Source organism: Nonomuraea sp. NPDC001636 (assembly GCF_040298265.1).
Taxonomy (GTDB): Bacteria; Actinomycetota; Actinomycetes; order Streptosporangiales; family Streptosporangiaceae; genus Nonomuraea.
The window spans coordinates 317,766-329,134 of the sequence record NZ_JBEOZT010000003.1 but is presented as its reverse complement, the minus strand read 5'-3'; the positions used below and the strand labels follow the sequence as shown (position 1 = coordinate 329,134).

Genomic DNA, 11,369 nt, shown 5'->3' with positions numbered 1-11,369 from the left:
GGGGTGAGGAGACGGGGCCGCAGGTGCCGTCAGGCTTGGGAAGCCGCGAGCGGCCCGATCGGCACCACGAGCGGGGTCCCCGCGACCGGATCCTCGATGACCTTCGCGTCCAGCTCGAACACCTCGCGCAGCAGCTCCTCGGTCAGCACCTCGTGCGGGGCGCCGGCGGCCACGACCTTGCCGGCGCGCATGGCCACCAGCCGGTCGGCGTAGCGCGCGGCCAGGTTGAGGTCGTGCAGGACCATGACGACCGTGCGGCCGGCCTGCTCGTGCAGGTGCCGGACGAGCTCCAGCACCTCCACCTGGTGGGCCAGGTCGAGGAACGTGGTGGGCTCGTCGAGCAGCAGCAGGTCGGTGCCCTGGGCCAGGGCCATGGAGATCCACGCCCGCTGCCGCTGGCCGCCCGACAGCTCGTCGAGCGGGCGTTCGGCGAGGTCGGCCAGGCCGGTCATGGTCAGCGCCGCGGCGACGGCCGACTCGTCGTCGGAGGACCACTGCCGGTACCACGTCTGGTGCGGATGGCGTCCTCTGGCGACCAGGTCGGCCACGGTGAGCCCTTCGGGGGCGGACGGCGCCTGCGGCAGCACGCCGAGGACCTTGGCCACCTCGCGGGTGGGGATGGCGTCGATGCGCTTGCCGTCCAGCAGCACCTGGCCGCCCTGGGGCTTGAGCAGGCGGCCGAGCGCGCGCAGGAGGGTGGACTTGCCGCAGCCGTTCGGGCCGATGATGGTGGTCACCGTGCCCGCCTCGACGCCCAGGTCGAGGCCGTCCACGATGGTCCGGTCGCCGTAGCCGAGCTTGACGCCCGCGGCCTGCAGCCTCATTTGCGTGCCCTCCAGATCAGGTGGATCAGGTACGGTGCGCCCAGCACGGCCGTGACGATGCCGACGGGCAGCTCGATCGGGGAGAAGACGGTCCGGGCGATCAGGTCGGCGCCCGCGGTGAGCACGGCCCCGGTGACCGCCGAGCACAGCAGCGGCGGCCGGGCCGAGCGGGCCAGCCGGAGCGCGATCTGCGGCGCGGCCAGGGCCACGAACGCGATCGGCCCGGCCGAGGCGGTGGCCACCGCGGCCAGCAGCACGGCGGCCAGGATCAGCAGGGCGCGGGCCGCGTTCACGCGCACGCCGAGGGCGGTGACCACGTCGTCGCCGAAGCGCAGCGCGTCGAGCGAGCGGGTGCCGAGCAGGGTGGCCGGGACGAGCACCGCCAGCGCGAGCGCCACGGGCACGACGTGCTCCCAGCCGCGGCCGTTGAGCGAGCCGCTGATCCAGACCATTGCCCGGCCGGTGTCGTTGACGTCGCCGACGGTCAGCAGCCAGAACTTCACGTTCGTGAACACGGCGGCCACGCCGATGCCGACCAGGACCAGGCGGTAGCCGTCCAGGCCGCGCCGCCAGGCCAGGCCGTAGACGACGGACGCGCCGAGCAGGCCGCCGAGCAGGGCGAGCGCGGGGATGCCCAGGTCGGCCAGCAGGCCGCTGGTGCCGCCGTAGACGCTGCCGCTGGCCACCACGCCGGCCACGACGGTGACCGAGGCGCCGGTCGTGACGCCGAGGATCTCGGGGCTGGCCAGCGGGTTGCGGGCGATGGACTGGATGATCGCGCCGGACAGCGCGAGCGCGGCGCCGACCAGGGCGCCGGTCAGGGCGCGCGGCAGGCGCAGCTCCATGATGACGAAGTGGGCCGGGCTGTTGACGTCGAAGGTGCCCTGGAGCACCTCCGCCAGGCTCATCGGGAGGTCGCCGATGCGCATGTTCAGCGCCATGAGCACGACCAGCAGCGCCAGGCCGGTCACGCCGACGGCGACGGCGCGCGGGCGCAGCCGCCAGGACAGGGCGCCGAGGCGCAGGGGGAGCGTGGTCATAGCCGTACCGGCTTTCTGCGGCGGACCAGGGCGACGAAGAAGGGCGCGCCGATCAGCGCGAGGACCACGCCGACCTCCAGCTCGCCCGGAGGGGCGACCACGCGGCCGATCACGTCGGCGACCAGCAGCAACGCCGCCCCGACCAGCCCCGAGTACGGCAGCAGCCACCGGTGGTCGGTGCCCGACAGCGGCCTGGCCAGGTGCGGCACGATCAGGCCCACGAACGCCAGCGAGCCGCAGGCCGCCACCGCCGCGCCCGACAGCAGGGTGACGGCGGCGACGCCGACCGTCCTGGTGAGGGCGATGTTCTGGCCGAGCGAGCGGGCGACGTCCTCGCCGAGCGACAGGGCGTTCAGGCCCGGGGCGTTGACCAGGGCGAGCAGCAGGCCGGCGAGGACGAACGGGAGCACCTGCCAGACCACGTCCGGGCCCCTGGCGGCGATGGAGCCGGACTGCCAGAAGCGGAAGACGTCCATGGCCTGCTCGTCGAGGAGCACGATGGCCGAGGTCATGGCGTACAGCAGGGCGCTGACCGCGGTGCCGGCCAGGGCCAGCGTGACCGGGGTGGGGCCGCCCCTGCCGCCCGTCATGCCGAGCGCGAACACCGCCACGCTGGCCACCAGCGCGCCCGCCAGGCCGAACCAGATGTAGGCGAGCAGGCTGGAGGCGCCGAGCAGGATGATCGAGGCCACCATGGCGAACGCCGCGCCCTGCGTGACGCCCAGCAGGCCGGGGTCGGCGAGCGGGTTGCGCGTGTGGCCCTGCATGAGGGCGCCCGCGACGCCGAGCGCGATCCCGGCCAGCACCCCGAGCACGGTACGCGGCACCCGCAGCGAGCGGATGATGATGTCGTTCTCGCTGCCCGTGGGCGCGGTGAGAGCCTGCCAGGCGTCGCCCGGCGGCACGGACTTCGAGCCGACCGTGATGCTCAGCACCACCCCGGCCGCGACGGCGGCGAGGAGGAGGAGCAGGAGGACGAGCCGCCGGCGCCGGATGCCGTGGAGGCGGGGCGCGAGCGCGGTCACCAGTTTCCTCCCCTTGTTTGCCCGATCGTGGTGAAGTATGCCAGGTTAGGCAGGGCTAACCTAATTTAGGTTCGCCTTACTTCGAGAAGGGGTTCCGATGAGAGCGTGGCGGGTGCTGGCCGGTGTGCTGCTGGTGGCGGGGGTGGCCGCGTGCGGCTCGACGGAGCCGGCGGCCACGTCCTCGGCCGACCCGGCGGCCAGGACGATCGAGCACGCGATGGGCTCGACCAGGATCTCCGGGCAGCCCAAGCGGGTCGTCGCGCTCGACCAGAGCTTCGTGGACGCGGTGCTCACCCTGGAGACCCCGGTGATCGGCTACACCACCTACCGCTCGATCGACACCAAGCTGCCCGACTACCTCGGCCCGCTCGTCGCCCGGTACGGCAAGGAGGCCACCCCGGTCGGCACCCTGGAGCAGCCCAGCCTGGAGAAGATCGCCGCGCTCAAGCCCGACCTGATCGTCTCGGCCAAGGTCCGGCACGAGGCCCTGTACGACAAGCTGTCGAAGATCGCGCCGACCGTCTTCAGCGAGACGACCGGCGCCATCTGGAAGGAGAACCTGCGGCTCATGGGCCGCGCCCTGGGCAAGGAGGACCTGGCCGACGCCCGGATCAAGGCGTTCGAGCAGCGCGCGGGCACGATCGGGGCCGCGATCAAGGAGAAGGCGGGCGGGAAGCTGCCGACCGTCTCGATCGTGCGCTTCGCCGGTGAGCCCACTGTCCGGCTCTACGTCGAGAAGTCGTACTCCGGGGTGGTGCTGAAGGACGTCGGCTTCCCCCGCCCCGAGGGCCAGCCGACCAAGGACGACGCCATCGCCGTGGACGTCAGCCAGGAGCGCATCGCCGACCTCGACGCCGACCACATCTTCGTCGCCACCTACCCGGACCCGGCCAGCGACGGACCCAAGGAGAAGTTCGTCGGCAACCCGCTGTGGGGCCGGCTCAAGGGGGACAAGCACGAGGTCAGCGACCTGACCTGGATGAGCGCCGTGGGCATCCAGGGTGCCCACGCCATCCTGGACGACCTGGCCAGGACCTTCGCGGTCGACCCCGCCAAGGCCGCCTAGGCTCCGGCGCTCAGCGCGGCAGGAACGCCCGCAGGCCGGCCAGGTGGGGCTGGAGGTCGAGCCCCTGGCCGGCCAGCCATTCCGGGTTGTCGTAGGTGCCCTTGTAGCGGTCGCCGCGGTCGCAGATCAGGGTGACGACGCTGCCCTGGACGCCCGCTTCGCGCATCTCCCCGACGAGCTCCACGCACGCGGCCATGTTCGTCCCCGTGGAGCCGCCGATGTCCAGGCCGGTGACCTCGCGGGTCCAGTGCATGGCGGCGATCGAGCGGGCGTCGGGGACGGCGATCATGCGGTCGATCACGCTGGGCAGGAACGACGGCTCCACCCGGGGACGCCCGATGCCCTCGATCCGCGACCCCGAGGCCGTCACCGTGGGGTCGCCGGAGACCCAGCCCGGGTAGAACGCCGAGCCCTCCGGATCGACCACGGCCAGGCGGGTGGGGTGGCGGCGGTAGCGGATGTAGCGGCCGATCGTGGACGACGTGCCGCCGGTGCCGGCGCCCACGACGATCCAGGCGGGCTCGGGGTGCGGCTCCATGGACATCTGGGAATAGATCGACTCGGCGATGTTGTTGTTGCCACGCCAGTCGGTCGCGCGTTCGGCGTAGGTGAACTGGTCCATAAAGTGGCCCCCGGTCTCGGCGGCCAGCCGGTGAGATTCGTCATAGATCGCCCCGGGGTCGGCGACGAGGTGACATTTCCCGCCGTAGAACTCGATGAGGTGGCACTTCTCGGGCGACGTGGACGCGGGCATGACGGCGATGAACGGCAGGCCGAGCAGCCGGGCGAAATACGCCTCGCTGACCGCGGTCGAGCCGCTGGACGCCTCCACGATCGTGGTGGCCGGGCCGATCCAGCCGTTGGCGAGGCCGTACAGGAACAGGGACCGTGCGAGCCGGTGCTTGAGCGAACCGGTCGGGTGCACCGATTCGTCTTTCAGGTAGAGGTTTACGCCCCAGTGCGAGGGAAGCGGAAAGACGTGCAGGTGAGTGTCACAACTCCGGTTGGCGTCGGCCTCCACCTTGCGGATGGCCTCCGCCACCCACCGACGTGTCCCCGTGTCGTGACGGTCCACAGATTCCATGTCCATACGCTATCCCCTGTGACTCTGACCACTATTCCTACGATATTGGGTGGGTAGTGTTATGATAATGAGACTTGTCCGGCCGTGGACGTGACCACGCACGCCGCGAGCAGATGGACGACAAACCCCTTCTGACCTATGCGGACTCTCCTAACGCGTCCCTTACCTGGGAGTTGCGAGGATGAGGAACGCTGTCAGGCGGCTTGTGCCGAACGGGGGATAGCGCAAGGGGGAATGAATTGATCACTATGACCGATGAGCAGCGTCAGGACTGGTTCGAGCGCGATGTCGTGCCCGTGACGTCGCAGCTGTTCGCTTCCGCCATGCGCCTGACCCGTAACGCCGCCGACGCCGAGGACCTGGTGCAGGAGACGGTCGCCAAGGCATACACGTCCTATCACCAGTTCCGTGAGGGCACCAACCTCAAGGCGTGGCTGCACCGCATCCTCACCAACAACTTCATCAACGACTACCGCAAGAAGCAGCGCTCGCCGAAGTTGTCGGCCGCCGAGGACATCGAGGACTGGCAGCTGCACGCCGCCGAGTCCCACACCTCGACGGGCCTGCGCTCGGCCGAGACCGAGGCGCTCGACCGGCTGCCCGACAGCGTCGTGATGAACGCCCTGCGCTCCCTGCCCGAGGACTTCCGCGTGGCCGTCTACCTGGCCGACGTCGAGGGGTTCGCGTACAAGGAGATCGCCGAGCGCATGGGGACGCCCATCGGCACCGTGATGTCCCGTCTGCACCGTGGCCGCCGCCAGCTCCGCGGCATGCTGGAGGACTACGCGCGGGAGGAGGGCGCCGTGCGCCTTCCCGCCCCCCGAGCCGCGGCCTAGGGAGAGTCCAGGGACAGGCGAAGGCGGACGCGTAACAGGCCGCCTTCGTCGCGCAGCTGCACCCGGTCGCAGAGCTGCCGGCTGATCCAGAGCCCGTACCCCCGCGGGGACTCGGGCTCCGGCGGTATGTAGCCCGGCAGGGGGTCGTCGAGCGCCCCGCCGGGATCGGCGACCTCGCAGACGAGGTCGCGCTCCTCCACCCACATCGTGATCGTGCCGAACCCGGCGCCGTGCTCCACGCAGTTCGCGGCGATCTCCGAGACGCTGAGCACCAGCGAGGAGATGAGGTTGCGGTCCATGCCGGCCGTCCTGGCGTAGTCGCCGACGGTCTGGCGCAGGCGCTTGAGCTCGCGGGCGGTGAACCGCACCAGGCAGGCCCCGGGGCCCGGCTCGGGGAACGGCGCGTCGTCGCCGTCGAGCACCAGCTCCTGGGGCTGCACGAACCGCCCGCTGGCCGCCTCGCCCCCCGACCCCAGCACCAGGGGATGGACGACCGGGGTGAGCTCGCGCACGGGCTCGGGCACGTCGCGCAGGTCGTACAGGCACAGCATGACGGACGGGGCCGCGGCCAGGGCGGCGTTGACGACCGAGTCGTAGCGGATGAGGTCCTGGATCCGCGGCTCGCTCAGCCCGGTCCAGACGGGCTCGCCGACTACCAGGGTGGGCCGGTCGCGCGTGTACTCGTGGTAGGCGGCCAGCATCCGGTGGGGGTGGCCGTACCAGGCGCCGGCCGGGCGGCTGTCGATGCGCCGGGCGTCGCCGTCGAGGGCCTCCGCCAGCAGCGCCAGCCGGTCGGGACGGTTGACGACCAGCACGCGCCGGTCTTCGTCCAGCGCGGTTCGCACGCGCGGCACGACGAGGTCGAGGAAGGCCCGATCGGAGTCGTACGGTACCGCGACGTGCTTCAGCGATTGTGCCCGCTCACGGCGCACGGCCGAAACGTAACAAGGGCGGCCCGGCCGCGCAACGGCGGAAGTCGACCAATAACGTCGAACGGCCTGCGCGTGACTCCCCGGAGTTTGATGATTACTCCATGTCTTGGACGGCTGATGCCCGTTGCTGGGTACATCTGTTGTGTACGGAAACGTCGGCAGGGGGTGGCGTGTGACCGAAGCCCGCGCGGCGGCGGAGAAACTCCAGGCGGAGCTGCACGGGCTGGGAGTCACCAGCGCGTACGAGGTGGGGGACGGAGCGACCATCTCGGTCTGGATAGGTCTCGTCGTGCACTACAGGGACGGTTTTTACCGTTGGCAGGAAGGTCCGGTTAAACGTCGTCATCTGGGTACGGATCCGGTTGGATGTGCCATGCGCGTGGCGCGCCGCTACAAGGAGCTGCACGCGGATATCCCACTCTGGTGGGACGACCTGGCCAGGGAACTACGGGGGAGACCGGTCCAGGACTATCCGTAAGGCCCCCGCGTGCGGTGTTTCGGGGGAAAACATGCGCATTTGGGCTTTGCCATTCGTCCTGATCGTTCTCGTGGGCTGCGCCGCCCAGCCGGTGCCGCGCCGACATTCCGCCATGATCCGGCCGCAGGTCAGTCCTGAGGTCCTGGCCAAGCGGCTGATCGCGCAGCAGGCCGACTGGCCGCGCAGCCGCCGGTTCGACTGCGGCAAGATCAAGTGTGTGGCCCTGACCTTCGACGACGGTCCAGGGCCCTACACCGGCAAGCTGCTCGACCTGCTGCGCCAGCGCCACGTCAGGGCCACGTTCTTCGTGCTGGGGGAGATGGTGGCCGCCGACAGCGGCGGCCGGATCACCCGCCGCATCGTGGACGAGGGCCACGAGATCGGCAACCACTCCTGGTCCCATCCGTCGCTGACCGGCCTGTCCCGCGAGGGGGTGCGCAACGAGCTGGGGCACACCAACGAGCTCGTCCACCGGCTGACCGGGGTCAAGATGCAGGTGATGCGCCCGCCGTACGGCAGCACCGACGACGCCGTCGCCGCCGAGACCCGCCGCGAGGGCCTGGCCCAGATCCTGTGGGACGTCGACACCCTCGACTGGCTGCACCGCCAGCCCGCCGCCGTGGTCAGGCGGGCCGACACCGCCAAAGCCGGGTCGATCGTGCTCATGCACGACATCCACCCCACCACGGTCGAGGCCGTGCCGAAGGTGGTCGACACCCTCGCCAAGAAGGGCTACACGTTCGTCACGATCTCGGAACTGTACGGCCGCCCGCCCACGCCGGGCCGCACGTACACCGCACGGTGAGCGGCATGGCACCCTTGGGCCATGGCTTTCACCGGCTTCCCCGACGAGGCGTTCATCTTCTACGAGGGCCTTGAGGCGGACAACTCCAAGCACTACTTCACCCGCCACAAGCACCTCTACGAGGACGCGGTCCGCGCGCCCATGACGGAGCTCACCGACGAGCTGGCCGCCGAGTTCGGCCCGGCCCAGCTCTTCCGGCCCTACCGTGACGTGCGCTTCTCCAAGGACAAGAGGCCGTACAAGACCCATCAGGGCGCCTTCGTCGACCTGATGCCGGGCATCGGTTACTACGTCGAGATCAGCGCCGCCGGCCTGTACGTCGCCGGCGGCCGCTACACCCAGGCCCCCGACCAGATCGCCCGCTACCGCGCGGCCGTGGACGAGGACGTCACCGGCAAACCGCTGGAGTCGATCATCGCCCGGCTCGCCGAGGCCGGCTACACGATCGGCGGCGACCGGCTGAAGACCAGGCCACGCGGCCTCGACGAGGACCATCCGCGCATCGAGCTGCTGCGCCACAGGTCCCTGTTCGCGGGCGTCCGCCACGAGCCGGAGCCGTGGGTGCACACGGCCGAGGTGCGCGGGCGCGTCGAGCGGGCCTGGCGCGACTTCGCCGCGCTGGTCGACTGGCAGTGCGCGCACGTCAGGGGCAGCGAGCTGCCGCGCCGCTGAGCGTCACCGCTGGCCCGTCGTGACCTGGTCGCCCTTCAGGATGCGGTCGACCGTCTGCCCGGCCGCCGAGCTGGCCGCCGTCGTGCCCACGGCCAGCGCCAGGGCCAGGGTCGGCGCGGCCAGGCTGCGCACGCTGCGCAGGTTCCGCACCCTGGCCCACGGCTCGCCGGCCAGGTGCATGATCCGCCACTCCCAGAACAGCCCGAGCCCGACGCAGACCATCATCACCTGCCCCACCACGATGGCCACGACCTGCGCCTTGTCGAGGGCGCCGATGTCCGGCTCGACCAGCGTCGACAGGTAGCCGGCCAGGCTGGTCAGCAGGGCCGCGACGGCCAGGTGCAGCGCCTTGGTCATCGGCTGGGTGCCCCGGACGCACGGGTAGAAGTAGCCGAACAGGAAGCCGAACGCGGGCAGGGTGAGCAGGTAGCGGCCGTCGAACAGGAAGCTGGTCAGGTCCGCGCCCTCCGGCCGGCCGTGGACCAGCGCGAAGGGCAGGCTCAGCAGCAGGCTGACGGTGAACGCCGACACGCCGTTGTGCCAGGGCGTGCAGCCGGCCGCCGTGGCGAAGGCGGTCTCGGGACGGCGGCCGTGCTCGCGCAGCGCCGACTCCAGAGCCTGCCGCCGCTGGTCGAACTCGGCCATCGACAGGTCCGCGGCCAGCCTGGTCCGTCCCGCGCGGTACAGCTCCTGCTCGGCGAGCAGCAGCAGGCGCCGGTGCAGGGCCGCGCGGACGAACTGCCGGTGCTCCTCCTGCGTGTCCGGCTCCACGACGGCCGCGGGCGGCCCGGCGAGCAGCCAGCGCGCGGTCAGCCAGGCCACGAGCGAGGTGATCGCCAGCAGCGGCAGCGGCACGTCGATGTCGGCCAGCGTCGTGCTGCCGCCGGGCGTGATGTAGAGCACCATCAGCACCACGACCATCGTCGACTCGGCGGCCGGGTCGCGCACGGCCGCGGGCCGGCAGCCCAGCCGCCACAGCCGCAGCACCAGCATCACGAACCCGAGCAGCAGCAGCCCGAGCACCCCGCGGACCAGCGGGTCCAGCGGCAGGCTGCCGATCGTCGGGACGGCCGCGCGGGGCACGGCCAGGCTCCACGACCCCGCGTCCAGCCATTCGGTGGGCCAGCCCTGCACGAGCAGGCTCACCACGACCGCGCCCACCACCGCGCCCCGGCTCCACCGCCTGGTCGCCACGGTCACCGCCGCCACGGGGATCATCGCCCAGCTCAGCGCCAGCAGCAGCCGGACGCTGTCGGGCGGGTAGACGCCGTCCAGCAGCGCCCGCAGCCACAGGGCCAGCGCCAGCAGCCCGACCGCGGCCTCGGCCCACAGCGCGGCCAGGCGGACGACCACCGGCCTGACCCCGAGGTCCACGCTGAAGCCGACCGCCGCGCCCGCCGCCGCCAGGGCCGCGACGGCGCCGCCGGTCAGCAGCACGCGGCCGGGGAGCTGGCCGTGCAGCCACGACCAGCTCAGCATGCCGAGCCCGACCAGCAGGCCGAGCCCGGTCACCGTGAGCAGGTCGCGGCCGGTCCACGGCGGGCTGGTGGGCAGCACCCGCCCGGCGTGCCGCAGGGCCATCACCGGCACGGCGACGAACAGGATCACGTACCCGACCGGCGACCACTCCGCGGCGACCAGCGGGGCCAGCAGGGCCGGTGCGGCGATGGCCAGGCCGACGACCAGCTCCCTGTTGGGCACCCGCTGCCACCACCGCCGGCCGAGCGAGCGCACCAGGAACACCGCCAGCGCGCACGCCGTGAGCACGCCGAGCGCGGTGGCCCAGGAGAAGTCGTCCTCCTCGGCGACGTCGGGGAAGCCGTAGGAGCCGGGGGCCAGCGTCAGGCTCACCGGGTAGGCGCCGACGGAGAAGCGCAGCAGCCCGCGCTCCTGCCGTTCCGGCTGGATGCCCTCGACGCGCAGCACGGTCCACTCGCCGGGCAGCACGGTGACCGCGCGCTCCACGACGATCAGCGGGAGCGCGGTCGGCGCGGCGAAGTCGAGCCGGAGCAGCCCGTCGACCCTGACCTGGCGCAGCAGCGTCACCGTGAACTCGGCCGTGACGTGCCCCGGCGAGGAGACGATGAGCGGCGCGAGCCGGGTGGTGGGCGCCAGGCTCTGGCCGTCCACCTTGAGCGCGCCGAACCCGGAGTCGGTCACCTGCGGCAGCGTCCCGGGGAAGCCGCCGCCCTGGCGCAGCGCCTCGGCCAGCGGGTCGTCGGGACGCAGGCCCAGCCGGTGCCTGACGGTGATCCTGACCTGACGCTGCCGGGGGTCGATCCGCCCCTCGGGGACGGCGTCGAGGTCGGCCGCGCGGGCCCGGGCGACGGAGACCTCGGTGGCGGCCGTACGGGCCCATCCGGCGGCCGGGTCGGCGCGGGCGGCGGCGGCCGCCCACGGATCGGTCACGACGGTGCTCTTGGGCCTGTCGGACCCGGTCACGGGTCTGGCTGCGATGGTGCACCAAACAATCGCCCCGAACGACACCAGAGCCAGCCCGAATGAAAGTGCCATCCGGAGCTTTCCCACAATTGGGATGATTCTCCGGCATGCCGAAATGTTCTATGGCATAGGGTCACGGTGTTATCACAGATGGTCTCATGACCA

At 71.7% G+C, this 11,369-nt stretch carries 11 protein-coding genes; 5 read left to right on the top strand and 6 right to left on the bottom strand.

Annotation, left to right across the window (positions count from 1 at the left end; translation table 11 throughout):
* Window positions 1-29: 29 nt before the first annotated feature.
* Genes ABT158_RS08585 through ABT158_RS08575 form a run of 3 tightly spaced genes read right to left on the bottom strand, consistent with a single transcriptional unit; the run spans window position 30 to window position 2,889 of the window.
* Window positions 30-824 (bottom strand): ABC transporter ATP-binding protein, encoded by a 795-nt coding sequence (locus tag ABT158_RS08585; protein ID WP_352352142.1) that lies wholly within the window; start codon window positions 822-824, stop codon window positions 30-32.
* On the bottom strand, window positions 821-1,864 hold the full coding sequence (locus ABT158_RS08580; RefSeq protein WP_352352141.1) for a FecCD family ABC transporter permease: 1,044 nt from the start codon (window positions 1,862-1,864) through the stop codon (window positions 821-823). The genes ABT158_RS08585 and ABT158_RS08580 overlap by 4 nt, the downstream gene beginning before the upstream one ends.
* Window positions 1,861-2,889, bottom strand: a complete 1,029-nt coding sequence (locus tag ABT158_RS08575) for a FecCD family ABC transporter permease (protein WP_352352140.1) — start codon at window positions 2,887-2,889, stop codon at window positions 1,861-1,863. Before ABT158_RS08575 ends, ABT158_RS08580 begins: the two co-directional genes overlap by 4 nt.
* 97 nt (window positions 2,890-2,986) lie before the next feature.
* On the opposite strand from ABT158_RS08575, the gene ABT158_RS08570 reads away from it, so the two are divergent.
* Window positions 2,987-3,955, top strand: coding sequence for an ABC transporter substrate-binding protein (locus ABT158_RS08570; RefSeq protein WP_352352139.1), 969 nt, complete (start codon window positions 2,987-2,989; stop codon window positions 3,953-3,955).
* Window positions 3,956-3,965: 10 nt separating this feature from the next.
* Here ABT158_RS08570 and ABT158_RS08565 read toward each other — a convergent pair whose 3' ends face one another.
* Window positions 3,966-5,039 (bottom strand): PLP-dependent cysteine synthase family protein, encoded by a 1,074-nt coding sequence (locus tag ABT158_RS08565; RefSeq protein ID WP_352352138.1) that lies wholly within the window; start codon window positions 5,037-5,039, stop codon window positions 3,966-3,968.
* Window positions 5,040-5,287: 248 nt separating this feature from the next.
* On the opposite strand from ABT158_RS08565, the gene ABT158_RS08560 reads away from it, so the two are divergent.
* Window positions 5,288-5,875: a sigma-70 family RNA polymerase sigma factor gene (locus ABT158_RS08560; RefSeq protein ID WP_352324845.1), complete on the top strand. Its 588-nt coding sequence runs from the start codon at window positions 5,288-5,290 to the stop codon at window positions 5,873-5,875.
* On the opposite strand, the gene ABT158_RS08555 is transcribed toward ABT158_RS08560, so the two are convergent.
* Window positions 5,872-6,807, bottom strand: coding sequence for an anti-sigma factor RsbA family regulatory protein (locus ABT158_RS08555; RefSeq protein WP_352352137.1), 936 nt, complete (start codon window positions 6,805-6,807; stop codon window positions 5,872-5,874). The genes ABT158_RS08560 and ABT158_RS08555 overlap by 4 nt on opposite strands.
* A 172-nt stretch (window positions 6,808-6,979) precedes the next feature.
* Between ABT158_RS08555 and ABT158_RS08550 the strand changes: the two genes are divergently transcribed.
* From ABT158_RS08550 to ABT158_RS08540, 3 genes are all read left to right on the top strand, one after another.
* Entirely contained in the window at window positions 6,980-7,285 is a 306-nt protein-coding gene (locus ABT158_RS08550; protein ID WP_352324847.1) for a hypothetical protein, read from the top strand.
* Between the two features lie 112 nt (window positions 7,286-7,397).
* Window positions 7,398-8,090, top strand: coding sequence for a polysaccharide deacetylase family protein (locus tag ABT158_RS08545; RefSeq protein ID WP_352352136.1), 693 nt, complete (start codon window positions 7,398-7,400; stop codon window positions 8,088-8,090).
* A 21-nt stretch (window positions 8,091-8,111) separates the two neighbouring features.
* Complete coding sequence (locus ABT158_RS08540; protein WP_352352135.1) at window positions 8,112-8,762, top strand: DUF2461 domain-containing protein; 651 nt, start codon at window positions 8,112-8,114, stop codon at window positions 8,760-8,762.
* Window positions 8,763-8,765: 3 nt separating this feature from the next.
* On the opposite strand, the gene ABT158_RS08535 is transcribed toward ABT158_RS08540, so the two are convergent.
* Window positions 8,766-11,204: a hypothetical protein gene (locus tag ABT158_RS08535; RefSeq protein ID WP_352352134.1), complete on the bottom strand. Its 2,439-nt coding sequence runs from the start codon at window positions 11,202-11,204 to the stop codon at window positions 8,766-8,768.
* Window positions 11,205-11,369 lie beyond the last annotated feature (165 nt).